This is a genomic window from Alteribacter populi (genome assembly GCF_002352765.1).
GTDB lineage: Bacteria > Bacillota > Bacilli > Bacillales > Salisediminibacteriaceae > Alteribacter > Alteribacter populi.
Genome location: NZ_KZ293963.1, coordinates 1,006,302 through 1,027,888 on the forward strand (window position 1 = coordinate 1,006,302; position 21,587 = coordinate 1,027,888).

Genomic DNA, 21,587 nt, shown 5'->3' on the forward strand with positions numbered 1-21,587 from the left:
CTTCACACCCTCTAAAAGCTTAGTAATAATGATCGAACCACAAGATGCCAACCGTCTACCATTACAAATAAGAGAATCTTAAATGGTAAAGCTATCATAACTGGCGGAAGCATCATCATCCCCATTGACATTAAGACACTGGCCACAACCATATCAATGACAAGGAACGGCACAAAAATCATAAACCCGATTTGAAACGCCGTTTTTAACTCACTAATTACAAAGGCCGGTACTAGAGCTGTAAGAGGAATGTCTTCTAATGACTCTGGGCGCTCCAATCCTTGATAGCCCATAAAAAGGGCTAAATCCTTCTCCCTCGTGTGCTGAGCCATAAATTCTTTCATTGGATCAGCAGCTGCCTCAAAAGCTTCTTCTTGGGTCAGTTCCCCTTCAAATAAAGGTTGCAAAGCTTCCTCATTTATGTCCGAAAATACAGGTGCCATAACAAAGAAGGTAATAAATAAAGCAAGGCCAATTAACACTTGGTTTGGAGGCATTTGCTGTGTCGCTAGTCCTGTTCGTACAAAAGACAAGACAATGACCACCCGTGTAAAGCAGGTCATTAAAACTAGTATACTCGGAGCAAGTGCCAGCACCGTCAAAAGCAACAATAATTGAATCGTTGCTGTTAAGTTGGCAGGTTCTTCACTGAATATATCCAATGCTGGAATTTCAATCATTACTCTTTCTCCTTAACTGCTGAATGTACTTTGTCATGAGATGCCTTAACACCTTTCATCCTCTCATCAAGTAAGGCTGAAAATGAGGAATCCTGTGAGTTACTTTTAAGTTGTAATGACCTTTTAATCCATTCCCCAGCTTTATTAATTGGAGCTTCAAAGGATTCCTGCGGACGGTGTTCCTCGAGCATTTGTTCAATTTCAGCAGGGTCAGTTACTTCTTTCAAAAGCTGAATCGTTTCCCCCACACCAACTACGAGAAGACGGTTACCGACTTTCACTAGCTGAACTGACCGGTTCGGCCCCAAGTTGACACCACCGATCGATCGAATCGTCGAATGGTTGCGCATTGACTGCGAGCGTTTATTTACAAGTTTCAATATCCCATAGATTAAAGCAATGACAAAAGCTAGTGCTAAAAACATTTGCACAATCATCCAAAAATAATTCTGGTCGTTTTGCACAGGCAACTCGCTCTCATTACTACCAACTTCATTGTTGCCAGTAGATGGCGAAAGTTCTTCGCCAACTGCTGGGTCTTCTTCTGTATCTTTTTGAAGACCTTCAATAACGGAGCGGCTCCCTTCTCCAAAGTCATCATTTTCTGCTTTCATATTCTCTGGATATAACAATACAGCAGAAACGATGGAAATAAGGAAGAGAACCCGCTGTTTTTTACTTACCATATCGATCATGAATCTCACTATCCTAACGTTTTCCCGATCGCCTCTAATACACGTTCTGCTTGAAATGGTTTTACAATAAAGTCTTTTGCCCCTGCCTGAATGGCGTCAATGACCATGGCCTGCTGTCCCATTGCTGAACACATAATTACTTTTGCTTCTGCATCTATACTCTTAATTTCTTTTAGTGCTGTAATACCGTCCATTTCCGGCATCGTAATGTCTAGCGTTACAAGGTCTGGATTATGCTCTTTGTAAAGATCTACAGCCTGTTGACCGTCTGCTGCTTCTGCAACAACTTCATAGTCGTTTTTTGTTAAAATATCTTTAATCATCATTCTCATAAATGCCGCGTCATCTACTACCAATACTTTTGCTTTCATATTGATTACCTCCTCAGGTCATTTATTCTTAGGTTATTTTAATTTATGCAATCGATCTTTTTGGCTGACAATGTCTGTTACACGAACTCCGAAATTTTCGTCAATGACAACAACCTCACCCTTAGCAATGAGCTTTTGATTTACTAGAACGTCGACAGGTTCGCCTGCCAATTTATCGAGTTCTAAAATTGACCCTTGTGAAAGCTCGAGAATCTCCTTGATCGATCGTTTCGTTCTTCCCAACTCGACCGTTACTTCTAAGGGGATATCTAACAGCATGTCGAGGTTTTTGGCTTCCGCGTGTTTTATGCTCGGTGAGTCAAAATTTGAGAAAGCAGCAGGTTGAACATCGGCTGTCCGTTGGTTCAGCGGATTGGGTGTCACATATTGCAGCTCTTCACTCCGCTTTTGGTGTTGTTCCCCCCCACGCCTTTCCTTTTGTGAAGAGGTCTGAACGGATTCATTATTATTTGGCTGGAGATCTGTTTTTGTCCCTGATGCAGTGTTAGTCCCCTCACCCTCGCTTTTATCTTGTTGTTCGTCTGCCTCAGGGTTCAGGAGAAGCTCGACCATCTCTTTTGCAAATGGGATCGTCACAAGCTGCATAATCTTAGAATCTATCAAATTGCCTACTTTTAAATCAAAGGCAATATTCGCAAGCACTTCTGATGAAGGAATCGCCTCCATTCCCTCATCTCTTTTCACATCAAGTAAATCAATTCCGGGAGGGGAAATGTCCACTCGTTTACTAAAAATCGTAGACATGGATGTCGATGCCGATCCCATCATTTGGTTCATCGCTTCCTGAACAGCACTTATGTGCATTTCTGAGAGGTCTTCACTAACGTTTTGGCCATCTCCTCCAAGCATAAGGTCAGCAATAATTGCCGCATCACTCGTTTTAATGACAAGAACATTTACCCCTTCAAATCCCACTGTATATTCAACATGGATCGCTACATGAGGTTTTGGAAACTCTTCTTCTAATTCATCTTTTTGAATGACAGATACTTTCGGAGTCGTAATATCTACTTTTTCATTTAATAAAGTAGATAGTGCTGTAGCCGCACTTCCAAACGAAATGTTGCCGATTTCACCGAGTGCATCCTGCTCAATTCCCGTTAAATAATCTTCTGTTGTCAACGTTTCACCTTGAGCATCATCTTTTTCTTCATTCATCCCATTTAAGAGGGCGTTTATTTCATCTTGGCTAAGCATATCGTCAGTCATTATGTTCTCCCTCCTCAATCACATCGGTGACTTGTACAGCTAATTGATTATTCATTTTCCCAGGCTGTGCTAAATATTTTGCCTGTTCACCCACTCGAATGACGAGTGGATCTTTTATATTCTGGTCGAGTTCAATGATGTCATCTTTACCAAGCTGCAAAAATTCCTCGATCGTAATATTAGAATGGCCTAACTCGACTGCAAGCGGTAACTTTGCTTTTTTAACATTTTTCGTTATCGCCTCTTCTTCACCTGGAAGCCTTTCTTTTTGCTTCGTTTGCATCCATAAGTGGACAGAAAGCTTTGGAAGCAAGTGTTCGATTACCACGTGTGGCAAACAAATATTAATCATTCCTGATGTTTCCCCGATCGTTGTCGCAAGGGAAATAACAATCACCGTTTCATTTGGAGAAACCAGTTGTAAAAACTGGGGATTAACCTCTAGTTCCTCCATGATTGGATCAAACTCTTCTACCGAACTCCACGCTTCTTGGAACGTATAAAGCGATCTTTGAAACAGCTGAGTCATGATTTTCGATTCAATCTCTGTAAGAGAGTCGTTACTATTTGAAGCTTCTCCCCGCCCTCCAAGCATGCGGTCTAGCATTGCGTAGGCGATGTTTGGATTCACTTCCATTAATAAACGCCCTTCAAGAGGAGCAGGTTCAAATACAGTTAGAATCGTCATTTTTGGAACGGATCGGATAAATTCCTCATACGGGAGCTGATCGACAGATGCAACATTGATCTGTACAAATGTCCTTAATTGAGCCGAAAGCTGTGTCGTCAAAAGACGAGCGAAATTTTCATGGATTCTAGTTAATCCTCGAACCTGGTCTTTTGAAAATCGGAGTGCTCTTTTAAAGTCATACGTTCTGACCTTCTTCTCTCCCTCTTCTTTCTTTAACTCATCTGCATCCATTTCACCTGTTGAGATCGCTGATAGAAGGGCATCGATTTCTCCTTGTGATAGTACATCTGCCAAAAATCTTCACCTGCCTTTGCTCAGAACAATGTTGTCTTTACTGAATGACTCTTTCCCGCATATACACATCGACAACTTCTCCAGACTGCATCACTTCATTGAAGCGGCGTTTCAAGTGTTCCTCAAGATCTAAAATCCCACTAGAACCATTAAAGTCGCTTGCTTTGCGGTCAGATAATTCTTGAATAATAATGTTCTCGATTTGGTAATCCCGCTTCTCAAACTCATCTTTTCCAGTTTGAGCGTCAAGCTGGATTACAAACTTGGAACGAATAATATCATTGGATAATAAGTTCGTAGTAATTTCTTCTGTTTCTACATTCAATTCAATCACTTCATCAATAGTTGGCTCTCCATCAGCACTTGTTGGTTGTAAAAATTGAGTGATGACAACAAGAGCAATGACCCCAATTAGCGTAACGGTTACGAGGATCACGAGCATAATGTTAACTAATCGATTGGCAAACATACCTATCCCTCCTTTTCATTAGTTTGGATACGTAAGGTGGAGGACGCTAAACCTACTTGGCCAAAAAAGTGAGTGACCTTTTTGGATACCTCTCTTTCATTTTCCTGAACAACAATTTTTTTTCCGTTAATGAGCGTAATCGTCGTATCCGGGAAGGATTGAATTTGCTCGATAAAAACAGCATTTAAAGTAAAGACCTGTCCATTTAACCGTGTCAGTTCCACCATGTATGACGGCTGTATGTGAGCCTTCCTCCTTCTTTGAAATGTATCGGTTTGGAGCTTGAATGTTACCAAAACTACTCAAACAAATAAGTGAAGCCCAGCACCCTGTGCGACAAGGTGCTAAGCAGCCTTAAGATTAACGCTTTAAGTTAACAAGTTCTTGAAGCACTTCATCAGAAGTCGTGATCATTTTTGTATTTGCTTGGAATCCTCGTTGGCTGACAATCATTTCTGCAAATTCTTCAGACAAATCAACGTTTGACATCTCCAGTGCAGCTCCGGTTAATGAACCCCGACCGCCGTCACCAGGCACGCCAACTTGTGGGTCACCTGAGTTGTTGGACGATTCATAAAGGTTATCCCCTGATTTAGAAAGTCCCCCAGGGTTGTTAAAGTTCGCTAGTGCTAGCTGGCCAAGGAGTCTTACTTCACCATTAGAGAAAACCCCGTTAATTTCACCTGATTCAGAAATGTTATAGCTCTCAAGAACTCCGTCAAGATTACCATTTACATGATCGGCGTCAGCATTTGATGAGCGGGAGAACTGGGTCATACTGCTTAAATCAAGGCTAATATTTATCGGTTCTGCCCCGTTTATAGCAGGTAGGGTTATGTCTTCTAAATCTGCCTCCTGAAAAGTTCCATTCCCGCTAAATTGGAGATCATCTGCAAGTTGATTAAACATTTGCTCGTCTCCATCATCAGTAAGATAGCCCACTTGCCACGTATTTTCACCTGTCTTTTGAAAGACAAGCTCTATTTCATTCACTTCACCTAAAGAGTTGGCTACATTAAAGGAAGCTATCGTTCCATTCCCTTGAATCATATCAGAAGAAAATGCCTCTCCATCCTCAAGCAAGGAGCCGACTTCTGCACTTTCGGAAGTCGCATCCAAATTCCCTTTAAAACTAGCTTCTGTTGTTGCTTGTGGTGCCATTGCATCACCTGCGGCAATTTCTAAATCACCAACTTGATTTTCATTTAATACACCATTTTCATCCGCTGAATAACCTTGCACTCTTAAGCCGTCTGCTGTGACCAAGCTTCCTTGTTCATCAAGATAAAAATTCCCTGCTCTTGTGTAATAGGATTGGCCTCCGTCATTTGCGATGAAGAAACCATCTCCTGATATCCCTAAATCAAGATCTCTCCCTGTCGTCTGTAAGGATCCTTGTGTATGAATCGTATCAATGGAAGAAAGGGTGGAACCAAGACCCACTTGTTGAGGATTCGTACCTCCACGGTTGTCATTTTCCGTACTCGCTCCTGATAATTGCTGTGAAACAAGATCTTGAAACGTTGCCCGCCCTTTTTTGTAGCCAAATGTGTTCACATTGGAGATATTATTTCCGATAACGTCTAGTTTCGTTTGGAAGTTTTTCATTCCTCCGATTCCTGCATACATCGATCTGATCATGATTTTCGCTCCCTTCAATTTTGGATGCTGATTCAGTCATTCCACAGCATCATGGCTTCCTTTCGGTCCAGCCCCTTATTTATTCATCAATTAACACAGTGCCGTTAATTCCAGTAAATATTTGCGAACCCGCTTCCTGGCGATCCATTGCAGTAATAACAGTACGGTTATGAGCACTGACTACTAATGCTGCATCCTTTGTCACAACTAAAGATTCCTGAATTCCTTTTTCTTTCGCTTCGCTTATTTTCTCTTCAATTTTCCCCCACTCGCGATCACTAATGTTAATTGCACGTTCTTGTATCCGCTTTTTTGCATGCTTACTCATTTTTAACGTTGAAGATTGTTCAAGTGAGTCCGCTAACATCGACTGGAAGGAAACATTTTTTGAATCGCCACTTGGCTTATTTTTAGTTGGATAAGGAAGTGGCTGTTTAACATGGTGTGCCTGAATGTTGTAGGTCACTTCAGCTTCACCTCGCTATTCAGTTAAATTAGGTAAGGCAATTCTATTAAGCTCTTCAGGTTTAAGGGTATGTTCACCATCGATTACGAACGAGGTTTTCCCATCTTTGAATGAAACTGCAGTAACTAATCCTGTCATCTGTTCGATAACCGTAGATCCATCTTCTAATTTCTTTTCGGAATCCCATTCGACTTGTTTGCCAATCATTTCTCCATGGGAAGAAAAGGGTGGATTTGACTGAGATTCTAGAAATTGATCGAGCTTTGAATTGATGTTTGTAACCTGTTCTACAGAAGTAAACTGCGCCATCTGAGCAATAAACTCCTTATCTTCCATCGGATTCATTGGATCTTGATTTTGTAGTTGCGTCATTAATATCTTAAGGAATGCATCTTTATCGAGGTCATTATTTCGCTTTGACTGCTCATGCTTTTGATAGTCTTCTAAGTAGAGGCTGTCGTTAATGGATTGAACCATAGTAATCACCTTACACCTTCGTATTAATTGATTGTTCTAATACACCAGCAAAACTTTCTTCCTCTTCTGGTTGACCCTCATCGTCATCTTTTGCATTTTCTTGTTGATGGGAATGCTGCTCAGGTTCTTCATTCTTATCCTTTAAGCCTGGTTGCTGAGACTGCTGCTGAGTAACTTCAATTCGATCCACTTGGATTTGCTGGCCTTGAAAAGCGTGGCGAAGCTGATGTAATTGAGACTCAATGATTTCTCTTGAAAAAGTATTTGATGCCATCATCCTTGCTACCATCACGCCGTTTGTTTGTGTAAGGGTAATATCAAGGCGGCCTAAATGTTCAGGATGTAGCTTTATAGAAAGTTGCTGAACACCTTGTCCCACCTGTTGAAAGGACCGATTTGATAAAATAGACTCAAACTGTCTTATGAATTGTTGTAGCTGTTGTTCGCTGCTACGGCTCTCCCCAAGATGAACCACATGTTGCTGGACCTTACTCATAGGTAGTGTAGTAAAATCTCCTCCCGGTTGTATGGAAGCGGAAGGTTGATTTTGAACGAGTGATTCAGTCATGTGACGGGAAAATGCTGCTTTTACAATTTTTTCAGCTTGTTGAAGTTTCATGCCGCCAAATATCGAGTCAGGTTGCCCCCGGTCAATGCCTTGTCGAACGGCAGTTAGTACATCACGCCACTGAAGCAGCTGGCCTGATGGTTTTCCTTTGTTTTCTTTCGGTAAAAGGGAATGAAAAATGGCTTTTAATTTTTCTTGCTCGCTTTCACTTCTCATTTCCCTGTCAGTATGAACATTGTGTTGCTGAGCACTGTAAATCGCCAGTAATAGCTCATCAGGTAACTCTTCATCCAAGAGCATGGTCATAGGTGCCTCTTCTTGGATTAACGAATGGACTTTCTCTGACACTTCATCAGAGTAAAAAGACAGAAGGTAGACGAATTCTTCATTCGTTAATAGTTCATCTGCTAAAAACATCTCTTCCTCTTTTAAAAGTTCAGTGACTAGTGCTTCCAACGACAGATCTTCTATTTGTTCACCTTCACTTAGTAAAAGAGAGGATAAATTACTAGACAACTCAAGGTCACCTTCTCCTTCATTCCCTTTCAACAAAGTGTTTAGCAATTGTTCAAAAGGCGCTTTACTATCGTTTTCTCCGTGTTTCTTAGGCGCAACGTTGGTTAATAGCTCAGGTTTTCCTTTTTCCATCACCTTCGATAAGAGAATTTCGTTCACACATTCACCTCCCTTCTCGTCTCACGATTAATTAGACATTAAACTTACAATTGAAGCCGCTGCTTCCGGGTCCATTCTTGCGAGAATTTCAGAACGTTCAGAAGTCCGCATTAACCGTAAGTAAAGAACTGCTTCGTCTTCTTCAACATTTGTAAGAATGTCTGCTGCCTTGGAAGCCGTCATACCTTCTATTGTCTTGACAACTTCCTGAAGGTCGGTCCGCTCCTCTGTTTCATCTATCTCTTCTGATTCCGATTCGCTGTCGCGGTTGTCTTGAACCTCTTCTTCAAGCATGCTAATTGTTTCGTCTCTATCAGCCAATTGTTGTTCTAGATGTTCGTTGGTCGATGCATACGTTTCGTTCTCATGCTCTAATTGAATGATACGTTTTTCCATTTCTTCGATTGCCATCGTTTCTTCAGTTTCAAAGTATTGACCAATTCCAGGTATGGAAGCTCCTGCTCGTGAAATAGAATCAGTTACATTGATGCCAAGAATCGTAAAAATGGCAAAAACAAGAATCACTACAGCGACAAAAGGAATGAATAAGAGCATAAAAAATGTTTGAGCCTTACTGTGTCTTTTTTTTGATTTTTCCATTATGTCACCCTGCTTCACTTCCACATAAACTGTTGAACGGCGATTTCATCTAATGATTTCATGTCGTTCGCTTTTTGCCAGGACGCATACTGTTCCTGCTTTTTTTGTTTGACCTTTTCATACTTCTTAACATCAACTGCTCTAAGTGTCCGCTTATGTTCAGAGCTTTGCATTTTTGCCCGCGCTCTCTGAGTCTCCTTTTGACTGCGGTGAATGATTCTTTCCAAGTCTGAAAGCCGGGTTTGATAATGTTGTAAATGTGAGATGGAGATACCTTTTTCGAGCGCTCCATGATAGTCATTTTCCATTTCTTCTTTTTGTTTCAGAAGGTGATAAAGTTCCATTGCAACTTCTTCAAACTCACTTGTTGCTTCGTTCCATGCCTCATCGGCTTGGTTTCTTTCATGTTCTTTAAGCTCAAGAACCTTTTGTAGTGAAAATGTAAAAGACAATTTATCCACCCTTTCTGAAGAGGTCAATCAACTGACCAACAGAATCTTCTAACGTGATTCGTTCGTGATTACCCTGTTTGAGGAATTGAATGAGTTCAGGATTTAACTGAATCGCTCGATCGACTTCCTTATTTGACCCACGCTTATAAGCTCCGATCGTAATGAGATCCTCAGAGTCTTCGTATACAGACAGAAAATGTCGCATCGTGTCTGCTGCTTCTAAGTGGTCAGCACAAACGATGTCCTTCATCACCCGGCTGACACTTTTTAATACATTGATAGCTGGAAACTGCCCCTTGTTCGCGAGCTTTCGATCAAGAACCAAATGCCCATCCAAAATACCACGCACAGCGTCAGCAATCGGTTCCGATAAGTCATCCCCATCGACAAGAACTGTATAGAAAGCGGTAATTGTTCCACGTTCATTTGTTCCGCTACGCTCCAGTAATCGTGGCAAAAGAGCAAATACAGAAGGTGTATACCCTTTTGTTGTTGGAGGTTCACCTACAGCTAAGCCGATTTCTCGTTGTGCCATCGCGACTCGAGTAACACTGTCCATCATTAATGTGACGTTTAATCCTAAATCACGAAAATATTCTGCAATCGCAGTTGCGGTCATTGCTCCTTTAATCCTCATTAGGGCTGGTTGATCAGAGGTGGCTACAACGACAATCGTTTTCTTTAAGCCCTCTTCACCTAAATCTCTTTCAATAAAATCTCTTACTTCACGACCTCTCTCGCCAATGAGAGCGATCACATTGACATCAGCGTCAGAGTTTTTTGCCATCATCGCCATCATCGTACTTTTACCAACACCGCTACCTGCAAAAATTCCTAGTCTCTGTCCCTTTCCAACGGTAAACAAACTATCGACAGCACGTATTCCGAGGCTTAAAGGCTCTTCAATGCGAGGACGCTGTAAAGGGTTAGGAGGATCGTTCTCTGTAGGAAACGGTTGAAGACCATTAAACAATTCTGGGTCATGTAGCGGCCTGCCAATTCCATCGATGACGTTTCCAATCAAACTCGTCCCAATTTTGACTCGTAAAGGATTCTTTGTTGATTCAACTAAGCTACCAGGAGAAATATCATGGATCGCATCATAAGGCATTAACAAAACATTTTCGTCTTTAAAACCAACAACCTCTGCCATTATTTTTCGTTGCTGGTTTTTGCCTACTGTAATGTAACAAAGCTCGCCGATCGATACTTGAGGACCTTTTGATTCAATCATCAGACCAACAACTTGAGAAACTTTCCCATACCACTTATATGGAGACAAACCGGCCACTTCATTGATTAACGTTTTCATGCTGATTACTCTCCCCTTGCCTCAACAATTCACCGAGCTGATCTTTAAGCTCTTGTAATTGACTGCCTACACTGGCATCGACTTTTCCAAAAGAAGTTTCAATTGTACAGCCATTTTTATCGAGCTGGGGATCTGAATAGATCAATACGTGTTTAACGTGAGGGGCTAGCTGATGAAGTTCATTTTTATGTTGCAGTGTCATTTCATACCGGTGTGGATGTACAAATATTTCAACTTCTTCCTGGTCTTTCATTTCTCTGACAGCTTGGGTCACAAGGCTTGTCCATGAACTCGCATCTTCTAAAACTGAGCCGATAATTCGTTCTGCAACACAAATGCCCAGTTGCAAGATGTCGGGTTCTACTTGGTCCATTTTTGTATAATAGTCTTTCTTAGACAATTCAATGATTTGCTTTGCTTGCTCCAACTCTGTTTCATAGGCATTAAAACCCCTTTTTTTCCCCTGTTGATACCCTTCTTCCCAACCAGATTCCTTCGCTTGGGTGAAGGCTTCCTGCGCATCTTCCTCGACCTGCTTTTCTCGTTCCTCCATGCGTTTATCAAAAAGTCGTGCTTTTTCTTCTGCTTCTTTTATGATCTCGTCTGCCTCTATGTACGCTTCATGAAGCAGATTTTGCTTTAAGGCCGTTACTTCAAGGTCATTTGCGTGGTCTGAACGATCCTTTTCAATTGGAGTTTCTTCATTAGGGTTCACCCATGTATTATTAATCGTAATTACTTTGGATGGCGTGTTTGTAACGACTCTTGAAGACTTAATAATGTTAGACAATCACATCATCTCCTCCTCCACGGGCAATCACGATTTCACCCGATTCTTCAAGGCGGCGAATAATCGATACAATGCGGGTTTGTGCCTCTTCAACATCCTTTAAGCGCACAGGCCCCATATATTCCATTTCTTCTTTGAACGTTTCAGCCATGCGTTGGGACATATTCGTAAACAGTACTTCTTTCACCTCTTCAGAAGCTACTTTTAATGACAGCTGTAAATCTTCGTTCTCTACATCACGAATCACACGCTGAATCGAGCGGTTGTCTAATGTAACAATATCCTCGAATACGAACATTCGTTTCTTAATTTCTTCGGCAAGTTCAGGATCTTGGATCTCTAAACTATCAAGGATTGTACGCTCGGTTGAGCGGTCTACACCATTTAATACTTCCACTACTGATTCAATTCCACCAGCTTGGGTGTAATCTTGAGTTACAGTAGCAGACAATTTCTTTTCTAGTATCGTTTCTACTTCATTAATAATTTCAGGTGTTGTTCCTTCCATCGTAGCAATCCGTCTCGCTACATCTGCCTGAACCTCTTGAGGAAGCGCGGACAAAATTTGACCTGATTGCTCACTATCTAGGTAGGAAAGAATGAGTGCGATTGTTTGCGGATGTTCGTTTTGAATGAAATTTAGTATTTGCGATGCTTCAGCTTTCCTGGCAAAATCAAAAGGCCGTACTTGGAGAGTTGATGTTAACCTGTTAATAATCGACATCGCCTCACTTTCACCAAGCGCCTTCTCCAGTACATCTTTTGCATATGATATCCCGCCTTGGGATATGTAGTCCTGAGCCATCGCTAACTGATGAAACTGTTCAAGGACTGCCTCTTTCATATCCGATTCAACTTTTCTTACTCCGGCAATTTCAAGAGTAAGCTTTTCAATCTCTTCTTCCGTTAAATGTTTATACACTTGTGCTGATACATCGGGACCAAGAGAAATGAGTAAGATTGCGGCTTTCTCTTTGCCTGATAATGTTTTACGCTTTGCCACTTCTCATTCCTCCTTAATCTTCTGACAACCAGGACCGTACGAGCTTCGAAAACTCTTCAGGTTTTTCTTTTGCCATCTTTTCAAGCTGACGGCGACGCGCTTTTTCTTCTGTATCTCGTTCTTTATTAACATCCGGTATATCGAACATAGGTGGTTCGTCACTTATTACCGTTTCCTCTTCTTCTTTTTTAGATTTCGACTTTCTTAAAAGAAGGAAAATGAGTAACAGGATAGTCAATCCAAGTAAACCAACTAACCAGTACCACCACGTAGAAGCTGGCTGCGCTTGGTCTAGTTCCGGTTTGCCGTTAAATGTTTGAGAGGAGACAAATACGCGGTCATTTATGTCCGCATCGTCCCATTGTGCAAGTACGTCATTCGATACTGACGTTCGAACAATCTGCCCTAAAATTTGTTGGATGTCATCGATTCTTTCTTGAGGTAATGACAAAGGATCTTCTGGATTCGGAGGTTCTACCATCACTTGAATACCGAGGTCCATCACCTGATAGGGGCTTTCTACAATTTCTCTATGAATCCGGTTTACATCATTATTAATCCGTTCTTCAATGCGCTCATAATCTCCGCTTCCTGCACTTCCCGCGCCCGGGAAGCCTGGAATGTCCTCTTCTCCCGTGCCGGCAATTCCGCCTTCTTCAAATTCATCTCCGGTAAAGGTTTCCGTTACTCTCTCTACACTGACTGCGAGCCCTTCCATATTCTCTTCATCTACAGGAGTAACTAATTGCTCTTCTCTGTTCTCTTTAGTGAAGTCAATATCAGTTGAAACGGTCACCAGTACTTTATCAGGTCCCATCATCGTGCCTAACATCTGCTGTAATTGGCGTTGAATATCTGATTCAATTTCTTTTTGAATACGACGGTGCTGCTCATAAGCTGAAAGAGTTGAATCGATTTGCATTTCATCTTCATATTCAAAATGTCGGGACATTTGATCCATTAAAACAATGTTTTCAATCGGTAAATTCGGAATACTTTTCGATACTAAATGATAAAGGGCACGTACTTGTTCTTGTTCCATTGCGTAACCTGGGGATAAATTTAATACGATTGAGGCTGAAGCAGTCTGCTCTTCATCACTTAGCCAAACCGATTCCTCTGGTAACGTGATCATTACCTGTGACCCTTGAACCCCATCGACATTCCGAATGAGTTTTTCTAGTTCCGTCTGCATTGCTGCACGTTCGATGACATTGAATTCTTTATCCGTTGTACCAAAACCCATATTCTCCTGAAAAGAGCTGTAATCGATGCTTCCTGTACGGGGTAACCCTTCTGCAGCGAGTTCAACCTTTAAGTCATCGACCATCACCTCAGGAACTCTAATCGTTGAACCATCTTGGTTTACTTCCGAATCAATCCCTCTTGCATCGAGTGTCGCTTTAATTTCTCCAGTTTCTTGAGCTGTTAGGTTCGTATACAGTGGCACATAATGTGTCCTCGATCCTAACCACATTAGCATGAATAGCAGAATAACAACGAAAATGACGGAACCAATGAATAACCCCTTCTGCTTTGTTGTTCGTGATTGCCAAAACTCAATCGATTTATTTTTGTAGGTGGTTAATGTGTCGTTCATGGTTCCTCCTAAATCCTACTTCCTCATATCATCAGAATGCTTTTCTACCTGGTAGCTGTCCCTTCCTCTGCTAGTAATGCTCCGGTATGTATCCGCCCGAGACAACTCGCAGCTTTTACTTTCTGATCTTTCAAGAAAGAACTGCCTCTAAGTCTTAATGGCGGGAGTCGCCAAAGTCTTGGTTCCTTAAAAAAGTGAGGTATTTTTTAAAATGAGTGAACACTCTTAAAACTCTTTATGCAAATGTCGATATAATTTATATCAAAACCACACCCAAAAATTTTAATGAGGTGGCGAATGATATGTTGAATAGAAAATAACAGATTTTTATACTTGCATTCTCATAATTTCTTTATATGATTCCATAGCTTTATTTCTAACTTCCACTGTTGTTTGTAAAGCAACACTCGCTTTTTGTGACGTGATCATCACATCATGCAAATCGATGTCTTCGCCTCTTGCCATCCTTTCTGTTGCGATCGTCGATTCTACCTGTTTATTGTTTACATCTTTAATAGCATCATTTAACCATGTGGCAAATGACTGTTGTGCTTCAGACCCTTGTTTCGTACTCATTTTGCCTTCATTAGGCTTCATAACTGAAGCAACTTGATTGTTGAGCGTACCGATGGATTCCATTTCATTCACCTCAAAATATGTTTATCGACCAATTTCCAGCGCTTTCAACAATAAATTTTTATGTGCATCAAGTGCTGTGACATTCGCTTCATAGGAACGGGTCGCACTCATCATATCTACCATTTCCTTTAACGGATCAACATTCGGTAGTTCTACATAGCCTTCCTCATTGGCATCAGGGTGTTCTGGTTGAAAGACTTGCTTAAACGGTGTCTGGTCATCAACGATTCGGCTCACTTGCACACCATTTCCAGTGTTTTCACTAGTTATTGCCGCCCGGTTTAAATGCGACTTAAAATCTTGCTTCGGTTCCATAGCGACCATTTTTCTTCGATATGGCTCCCATTCCCCATCAACCATTCTTCCTCGAGTCGAATCTGCGTTCGCGATATTAGAAGAAACAACATCCATACGCAAACGCTGAGAGGTTAGTGCAGAAGCAGAAGTATTTATGCCATTAAACATCGTCATTTAACCTCCCCCTTGCCCAAGAACCGTTTTAATACTATTAAACCTTCCGTTCATTCGATCCACTAATGTATTATAATAGATTTGATTTTTAGCCATTTCTGACATTTCGTGATCTACGTCTACGTTGTTTCCATTATGGTTATACATCGTATTCGTTCTCGTTTTCACTTGAGTCCCATCACTCATTTGGCCTATCCCTCCAAATGGAATGTGTCTCGCATCAGTTTGCTGGGCTTTTAGTTTAGCCCGGTCTACTGCCCTTTCTAATTCATGTGAAAAAACCGTCTTTTTTGCCTTGTAATTTGGTGTATCAACGTTAGCGATATTATTAGATATCGTATTTTGTCGTGTCATCGATGCATTCAACGCTGTTTCCAACAATTGATTTGTCGAATTATTGAACAATTCCATGCAACCGCACCTCACTTCGAAAGAAAATTACTAAAAACGACAATCGCTTCTATCCTAGTCGTATTTTATATAATAATAAGTCGATTGTCTAACTATGATGAAAAATGGTATTAGTTCAATTAAATAGTCCTATCCGCCTTCATGATAATCGTCACGCCACTATAAAGCCAGTGCCACTATAGTTTTTCAGACCATCTGTAGCATGCAAAAGAGCTAAACCGGCGATTTGTATAGGTATATATATCTAGAACCTTTCACTTTCACTATGCGGACTATTGTGCGACTTTTTAGTTTTCAGTCAGAATCATTTGATAATTGATTGTGACTTGATACTGTTAATAAAGTGGGATATTAGGATTAAATAGAGAGGTTCGGAAGGGAGGGGAGTGGATTCGAATCTAACATGTTGAATTGCATCTTCTCGAATCACGTCGAAAAATTGCGATAATTCCGAATCGATCAAGTGTTTTCCTATAAACGACCTAAAGCAAATTCAGCTTACCGTCATTTGATAAAAAAACTACACTTTCATTGACTTATACTTTTTCCCTTTAGAGAAGATAAATTTCTTAAAGTATATAAAAAGAAGCAATGGATTTGCTCGCTGCGCGCCCGCTATGAATCTCACAGCGGGCTTCTTAATGAGCAGCGAGCTACGCCATTGCTTTGTTTTTTAGGAAATCTTAAGTTTAACTGTGACTGCTAAGATTTCATACTAACATTTGACTAATTTTTAAGCTTGTCTAGTTCTACTAGAAACTTATCGTTTAAAACTTTAATGTAGGTTCCTTTCATTCCTAGAGAACGGGATTCGATCACACCAGCGCTTTCTAGCTTTCTTAGAGCATTTACGATAACCGAGCGCGTTATTCCTACTCGGTCAGCAATTTTACTCGCAACGAGTAAACCTTCATTTCCTTCAAGCTCTTCGAAGATATGCTCGACAGCTTCAAGCTCACTGTAGGATAGAGAACTAATGGCCATTTGCACTACCGCTTTTGACCGTGCTTCTTGCTCGATTTCTTCAGTTTTCTCGTGAAGGATTTCCATACCGACTACAGTAGATCCATATTCGGCTAATAGCAAGTCATCATCATTAAAAGAGTCTGTTAAACGTGCTAAAATAAGTGTTCCTAATCGCTGGCCTCCACCTTGAATAGGAACGATGGTTGTTAGACCTTGTGAGAATAAATCTTTGTTTTCAACAGGAAAAGCCGTAAATTGGCTCGTAATATCAAGGTTAGAAGAAGTATCTTCAACTTTAAATAAGCCTGACGTATACTCTTCAGGAAATTGGCGGTCTTCAAGCATTTGCTTCATACGCTCATTTTCAATTTCCTGTTTAATTGCATACCCTAAAAGTTTTCCTCTGCGGCTCACTATAAAAATATTAGCTTCAATAACATCCCGGAGTGTAACAGCTACGTCTTTAAAATTGACGGATTGCCCCCCGCTTTTTTGTAATAGTTCATTAATCCTTCTTGTTTTTGATAGTAAATCCATTACTGATCCTCCCGTTATAAAATATATTGGCTTAAGTCGCGGTTTTCAACGACGTTTTGCAATTTTTCTTCGACATACTTTGGTGTTATGACAACTTCTTCTAAATTAATGTCAGAAGCTTCAAAAGATAAGTCTTCTAATAATCTTTCTAAAATCGTATGAAGGCGACGAGCTCCGATATTTTCTGTTTCCTCGTTTACTTTCGTTGCAATTGTTGCAATCTTATAAACAGTTTCGTCAGAAAATTTTAAAGATATACCTTCTGTTTCCATTAATGCTTGATATTGCTTGATTAATGCATTATCGGGCTCTACCAGAATACGAACAAAATCATCGACAGTCAAGCTAGACAACTCAACCCGGATCGGGAAACGTCCCTGAAGTTCCGGAATTAAGTCTGACGGTTTCGAAAAATGGAAGGCACCTGCTGCTACAAATAAAATGTGATCCGTTTTAACCGGCCCGTACTTCGTCATTACCGTTGAGCCTTCGACAATCGGTAGGATGTCCCTTTGTACACCCTCTCTGGAAACATCAGCCGATTGCTGCTGATTTTTCCCTGCCACTTTATCTATTTCATCAATAAAGATAATTCCCACTTGCTCCGCTCTTGAAACGGCTTCTTGTGTGACCTCATCCATATCGATCAGCTTCTGTGCTTCATCTTCAGTTAATACTTTTCTTGCGTCTGAAACCGGCAGTTTTCGTTTTTTCTTCTTTTTAGGTACCATTCCACCGAGCATTTCCTGCATGTTCATGCCCATTTGCTCCATACCGGATCCTTGGAACATATCCATGAAATTTCCTTGTTGCTCTTCTACTTCTACCGTAACGATATGATCTTCTAATTCACCAAGAGCGAGCTTATGAGCCATACGTCTCCTGCGGTCGTGGAGGGTTTCTTCTTCTTGTTGCTCCTGAGATACTTCTTGCTGATTTTCTTGATTTCCGCCGAAAATCATTTCAAACGGATTTTTATAATTGTTTTCTTTCTTTTTTGAAGGTACGAGTAATTCCACAAGCCGCTGGTTGGCATTTTTTTCTGCCTGATCTTTCACGTCAATAACTTTTTGCTCTTTCACAAGACGGATGGAAGTTTCTACTAAATCTCTCACCATCGATTCAACATCTCTGCCGACATATCCCACTTCAGTAAACTTCGTCGCTTCTATTTTTACAAACGGAGCCCCTACCATTTTCGCAAGTCTTCGGGCAATTTCCGTCTTACCTACACCGGTAGGACCAATCATTAATATGTTCTTCGGAGTAATCTCATCACGAATCGATTCATCTAGCTTCCCTCGTCTGTGTCGGTTCCGTAATGCTACAGCGACAGATCTTTTCGCTTGGGTTTGACCAACAATATACTGATCGAGTTTTTCGACGATTTGCCTAGGAGTATACGCTTCACTCATCACTCATCCTCCTTCGTTTTTCAGGGATTTTCATGAAAGCTCTTCAACAATAATTTCATTATTCGTATAAACACAAATATCGGCAGCCACTTGAAGCGCTGAACTTGCCAACTCACTAGCAGATAGATCTTTACCATGTGCTTTCAAAGCTCTTCCTGCAGCAAGTGCATAGTTACCGCCGGAGCCAATGGCGACAATTCCATCATCAGGTTCGATAACCTCACCTGTACCAGCGATTAAGTAAAGGTCCTTCTGATCCATAACAATAAGCATAGCTTCGAGCTTTCGTAGCACCCGGTCACTACGCCATTCTTTTGCTAATTCAACCGCAGCCCGTTGAAGGCTCCCATTATACTCTTCCAATTTGTTTTCAAATTTCTCGTATAATGTGAATGCGTCAGCTACGGATCCTGCAAATCCTGCAACTACTTTACCTCGATAGAGTTTACGTACTTTTCGCGCTGTATGTTTCATTACAACAGCATTGCCAAAGGTTACCTGTCCGTCTCCTGCCATAGCGCAAGCTCCATTATGTTTAACAGCAAATATCGTAGTACCGCGAATTTGTTCCATGTGTACCTCCTTAACTAAAGCGAGCGACTTTTTTACGCTCGCGGATGAGAGTGACGATAGACTTCTTGTAATCGATCTTTTGTAACGTGAGTGTATATTTGGGTAGAGGATAAATGACTATGCCCTAGAAGTTCTTGAACGGTTCGAAGATCTGCACCTGCGTTTAACATATGTGTGGCGAAGGTATGTCTTAATACGTGAGGACTGATTCTCGCTGTAAGAGAAGCGTCCTCAACCATTTTATTAAGTAATGTCCTCATACTGCGCACTGATAACCTTCCACCCCTATAGTTTAAAAACAACGCATCAGGTGACTCTTTTCTTCCGATAATTTCTTTACGGCCGTCATTCAAATAAGTTTCAATCGCCTCTATCGCAAAACTACCCACAGGTACATATCGCTCTTTTTTCCCTTTCCCTCTGACAAGCAAGGTCCCTAGATCACGGTCAAGATCAAGTACGTTCACCCCTGCACATTCACTGATCCTAATCCCTGTAGCATACAGCAATTCAAGTATAGCCAGATTTCGTTGTCCAAGAGAATCCTTAACCTCTATTGTATCAAAGAGAGCCTGCATCTCCTCATTATACAAAAACGTCGGTAGGCGGAATCCCCCTTTAGGCGTAGAGCTTAAGAGAAACGAATTCTCGCTAACAGCTTCCTCCCTTAACAGAAATCGATAAAAAGATCTCAGTGAGGAAAGCTTTCTTGCTACGGTTTTTCTTGCATATTCATGTGAATGTAGGTCGGATAAATAAAGGCGAACGACCTCATATGAAACATCAGAGAAATGGCTAAGCGATTGTTGTTTAATATAGCGGGTAAAATCATCGATGTCGATTCGGTAATTTTCCACAGTATGTACCGAAGCTTGTTTTTCAATTTGTAAGTATTGTATAAACTTTTTTATCCATTCTTCCATCATTTATACCTTCACCTTAGCTTATTTTCTAAGAATCATTGTCCGTGGAATCAAGCTTAATGACCAACTATAATCGTACAATCATCACGAAAGCTACTAAATCGTAACACAATTTAGTAGCCTATTCAATAAACTTTACATTTTTTTCACAAAATTCTGAATTGTTGTCACTGCCCGTTCACCATGGGCTTCATTACGCTCTTTTTTGTTTCGAATTCGCTTTTCAAAAGGTGGCAGCAGACCAAAGTTGGCGTTAATCGGTTGGAAGTTATCCGGATTCGCGGTCGTAATGTAATTTGCCATTGCCCCCATCATTGTTTCCTCAGGAAAGACGATAGGGTCTTCCCCGCATACTAGCTTCGCGGCATTGATACCGGAAATAAGTCCTGCGGCTGCTGATTCGACATATCCCTCTACCCCTGTCATTTGACCAGCAAAGAACAAGGAGTCCCTTTCCTTGTATTGGTATGTCGGGCGTAATAGGTTTGGGGAATTAACGAATGTGTTTCGATGCATAACACCATAGCGGACGATTTCTGCATTTTCCAATCCAGGGATAAGTGAAAATACTTCCTTTTGCGGGCCCCATTTCATGTGCGTTTGAAAACCTACAATATTATACAATGTACCCGAACTGTTATCTTGTCGTAATTGAACAACAGCATAAGGGCGTTCGCCGGTTTTAGGGTCTTCTAAACCAACTGGTTTCATTGGACCAAATAAAAGTGTTTTCTTACCTCGTCTGGCCATCACTTCAATCGGCATACATCCTTCAAAAAACATCTCTTTTTCAAAATCCTTAACAGGTACTGTTTCAGCAGAGATAAGGGAGTCATAAAAACGGTCAAATTCTTCTTCTGTCATCGGACAATTCAAATAAGCGGCTTCCCCTTTGTCGTAGCGAGATTTCAAGTACACTTTTTCCATATCAATAGAATCTGTTTCCAAGATTGGTGCCGCTGCATCATAAAAATACAAATACTCTTCACCAGTCAAAGCCTTTAATTCATTTGATAAACTTTCCGAAGTGAGTGGGCCCGTAGCAATGATTGTCGGTCCTTCTGGGATTGAAGTGATTTCTTCATTATAAACCGTTACATTTTCGTGCCCTTTTACCCGTTCAGTGACAAGTTGTGCGAATTCATGCCGATCCACGGCTAATGCGCCGCCCGCAGGAACAGAGCAATCATCTGCGGATTGAATAATAACAGAATCAAGTACTCTCATTTCCTCCTTCAAGATTCCAACAGCGTTTGCCAGCCCATTGGCTCTTAAAGAATTGCTGCACACGAGTTCTGCAAATTTATCTGTATGATGCGCAGGCGTCTGCTTAGTTGGTCGCATTTCATAAAGATGAACCTGAATTCCCCTTTTTGCCAGTTGCCAAGCGGCTTCACTTCCTGCAAGCCCTGCACCTATTACGTTTACATGTTGTGTCATCTTTTTTCCTCCTTGTAAAAACAAAAACACCGGAGATCAATATCTCCCGGATTCAGAAAATATGAACCGTTAACTCATCACATTTATTTTAAACAGAATAGTAATCTTGTCATGTGGTATGTACATGTTCCGATGGCTAATATACCTTATTGGGCTTGCAAATGCAACTATAAGGTTAAACATTCAATAAAGGTTGCT

25 protein-coding genes are annotated in these 21,587 nt (G+C 41.0%); all 25 read right to left on the reverse strand.

Translation table 11 applies throughout. The features are described from left to right. Positions 1–11: 11 nt before the first annotated feature. A complete protein-coding gene (fliP, locus tag CDZ94_RS04905; RefSeq protein WP_096435398.1) occupies positions 12–680 on the reverse strand; it encodes a flagellar type III secretion system pore protein FliP in 669 nt (222 codons plus the stop codon). Continuing rightward, positions 680–1,375: a flagellar biosynthetic protein FliO gene (gene fliO / locus CDZ94_RS04910; RefSeq protein WP_232735743.1), complete on the reverse strand. Its 696-nt coding sequence runs from the start codon at positions 1,373–1,375 to the stop codon at positions 680–682. Before fliO ends, fliP begins: the two co-directional genes overlap by 1 nt. Positions 1,376–1,383: 8 nt before the next feature. Then, positions 1,384–1,746: a response regulator gene (locus CDZ94_RS04915; RefSeq protein ID WP_096435399.1), complete on the reverse strand. Its 363-nt coding sequence runs from the start codon at positions 1,744–1,746 to the stop codon at positions 1,384–1,386. A 33-nt stretch (positions 1,747–1,779) separates the two neighbouring features. After that, on the reverse strand, positions 1,780–2,976 hold the full coding sequence (gene fliY, locus CDZ94_RS04920) for a flagellar motor switch phosphatase FliY (RefSeq protein WP_096435400.1): 1,197 nt from the start codon (positions 2,974–2,976) through the stop codon (positions 1,780–1,782). Beyond that, complete coding sequence (fliM, locus tag CDZ94_RS04925) at positions 2,969–3,961, reverse strand: flagellar motor switch protein FliM (RefSeq protein WP_096435401.1); 993 nt, start codon at positions 3,959–3,961, stop codon at positions 2,969–2,971. Before fliM ends, fliY begins: the two co-directional genes overlap by 8 nt. A gap of 37 nt (positions 3,962–3,998) precedes the next feature. After that, the gene (gene fliL / locus CDZ94_RS04930) at positions 3,999–4,430 is read right to left on the reverse strand and encodes a flagellar basal body-associated protein FliL (RefSeq protein WP_096435402.1); all 432 of its coding nucleotides are present in this window, start codon (positions 4,428–4,430) and stop codon (positions 3,999–4,001) included. A 2-nt stretch (positions 4,431–4,432) separates the two neighbouring features. Beyond that, on the reverse strand, positions 4,433–4,657 hold the full coding sequence (locus CDZ94_RS04935; protein WP_096435403.1) for a flagellar FlbD family protein: 225 nt from the start codon (positions 4,655–4,657) through the stop codon (positions 4,433–4,435). A 133-nt stretch (positions 4,658–4,790) separates the two neighbouring features. Continuing rightward, positions 4,791–6,071 carry a flagellar hook protein FlgE gene (locus CDZ94_RS04940; RefSeq protein ID WP_096435404.1) on the reverse strand — a complete coding sequence of 427 codons (1,281 nt, stop codon included), beginning with the start codon at positions 6,069–6,071 and terminating at the stop codon, positions 4,791–4,793. Between the two features lie 79 nt (positions 6,072–6,150). Continuing rightward, the gene (locus CDZ94_RS04945) at positions 6,151–6,537 is read right to left on the reverse strand and encodes a TIGR02530 family flagellar biosynthesis protein (RefSeq protein ID WP_232735742.1); all 387 of its coding nucleotides are present in this window, start codon (positions 6,535–6,537) and stop codon (positions 6,151–6,153) included. A 15-nt stretch (positions 6,538–6,552) separates the two neighbouring features. Beyond that, a complete protein-coding gene (gene flgD / locus CDZ94_RS04950; RefSeq protein ID WP_096435405.1) occupies positions 6,553–7,014 on the reverse strand; it encodes a flagellar hook assembly protein FlgD in 462 nt (153 codons plus the stop codon). Positions 7,015–7,024: 10 nt separating this feature from the next. Then, the gene (locus tag CDZ94_RS04955) at positions 7,025–8,257 is read right to left on the reverse strand and encodes a flagellar hook-length control protein FliK (RefSeq protein WP_096435406.1); all 1,233 of its coding nucleotides are present in this window, start codon (positions 8,255–8,257) and stop codon (positions 7,025–7,027) included. Positions 8,258–8,284: 27 nt separating this feature from the next. Further along, positions 8,285–8,857 carry a MotE family protein gene (locus CDZ94_RS04960; RefSeq protein WP_096435407.1) on the reverse strand — a complete coding sequence of 191 codons (573 nt, stop codon included), beginning with the start codon at positions 8,855–8,857 and terminating at the stop codon, positions 8,285–8,287. Positions 8,858–8,871: 14 nt separating this feature from the next. Beyond that, a complete protein-coding gene (gene fliJ / locus CDZ94_RS04965) occupies positions 8,872–9,309 on the reverse strand; it encodes a flagellar export protein FliJ (RefSeq protein ID WP_157811967.1) in 438 nt (145 codons plus the stop codon). A gap of 1 nt (position 9,310) precedes the next feature. Further along, complete coding sequence (gene fliI, locus CDZ94_RS04970) at positions 9,311–10,627, reverse strand: flagellar protein export ATPase FliI (protein WP_096435409.1); 1,317 nt, start codon at positions 10,625–10,627, stop codon at positions 9,311–9,313. After that, positions 10,602–11,411, reverse strand: coding sequence for a flagellar assembly protein FliH (gene fliH, locus CDZ94_RS04975; protein WP_096435410.1), 810 nt, complete (start codon positions 11,409–11,411; stop codon positions 10,602–10,604). The genes fliI and fliH overlap by 26 nt, the downstream gene beginning before the upstream one ends. Further along, entirely contained in the window at positions 11,404–12,414 is a 1,011-nt protein-coding gene (gene fliG / locus CDZ94_RS04980) for a flagellar motor switch protein FliG (protein ID WP_096435411.1), read from the reverse strand. Before fliG ends, fliH begins: the two co-directional genes overlap by 8 nt. 13 nt (positions 12,415–12,427) lie before the next feature. Then, complete coding sequence (gene fliF / locus CDZ94_RS04985) at positions 12,428–14,014, reverse strand: flagellar basal-body MS-ring/collar protein FliF (RefSeq protein WP_096435412.1); 1,587 nt, start codon at positions 14,012–14,014, stop codon at positions 12,428–12,430. A gap of 327 nt (positions 14,015–14,341) precedes the next feature. Further along, the gene (gene fliE / locus CDZ94_RS04990) at positions 14,342–14,611 is read right to left on the reverse strand and encodes a flagellar hook-basal body complex protein FliE (RefSeq protein ID WP_483414908.1); all 270 of its coding nucleotides are present in this window, start codon (positions 14,609–14,611) and stop codon (positions 14,342–14,344) included. 63 nt (positions 14,612–14,674) lie between these two features. Next, positions 14,675–15,124 (reverse strand): flagellar basal body rod protein FlgC, encoded by a 450-nt coding sequence (gene flgC / locus CDZ94_RS04995; RefSeq protein WP_096435414.1) that lies wholly within the window; start codon positions 15,122–15,124, stop codon positions 14,675–14,677. Continuing rightward, positions 15,125–15,535, reverse strand: a complete 411-nt coding sequence (flgB, locus tag CDZ94_RS05000) for a flagellar basal body rod protein FlgB (protein ID WP_096435415.1) — start codon at positions 15,533–15,535, stop codon at positions 15,125–15,127. Between the two features lie 726 nt (positions 15,536–16,261). Then, entirely contained in the window at positions 16,262–17,038 is a 777-nt protein-coding gene (codY, locus tag CDZ94_RS05005) for a GTP-sensing pleiotropic transcriptional regulator CodY (protein ID WP_096435416.1), read from the reverse strand. Between the two features lie 14 nt (positions 17,039–17,052). Beyond that, positions 17,053–18,453 (reverse strand): ATP-dependent protease ATPase subunit HslU, encoded by a 1,401-nt coding sequence (hslU, locus tag CDZ94_RS05010; RefSeq protein WP_096435417.1) that lies wholly within the window; start codon positions 18,451–18,453, stop codon positions 17,053–17,055. Positions 18,454–18,483: 30 nt separating this feature from the next. Further along, positions 18,484–19,026: an ATP-dependent protease subunit HslV gene (gene hslV, locus CDZ94_RS05015; protein WP_096435418.1), complete on the reverse strand. Its 543-nt coding sequence runs from the start codon at positions 19,024–19,026 to the stop codon at positions 18,484–18,486. 32 nt (positions 19,027–19,058) lie between these two features. Beyond that, positions 19,059–19,952 (reverse strand): tyrosine recombinase XerC, encoded by an 894-nt coding sequence (gene xerC, locus CDZ94_RS05020; protein WP_321196080.1) that lies wholly within the window; start codon positions 19,950–19,952, stop codon positions 19,059–19,061. Between the two features lie 132 nt (positions 19,953–20,084). Beyond that, complete coding sequence (gene trmFO / locus CDZ94_RS05025) at positions 20,085–21,389, reverse strand: FADH(2)-oxidizing methylenetetrahydrofolate--tRNA-(uracil(54)-C(5))-methyltransferase TrmFO (protein ID WP_096435419.1); 1,305 nt, start codon at positions 21,387–21,389, stop codon at positions 20,085–20,087. Between the last annotated feature and the right edge of the window lie 198 nt (positions 21,390–21,587).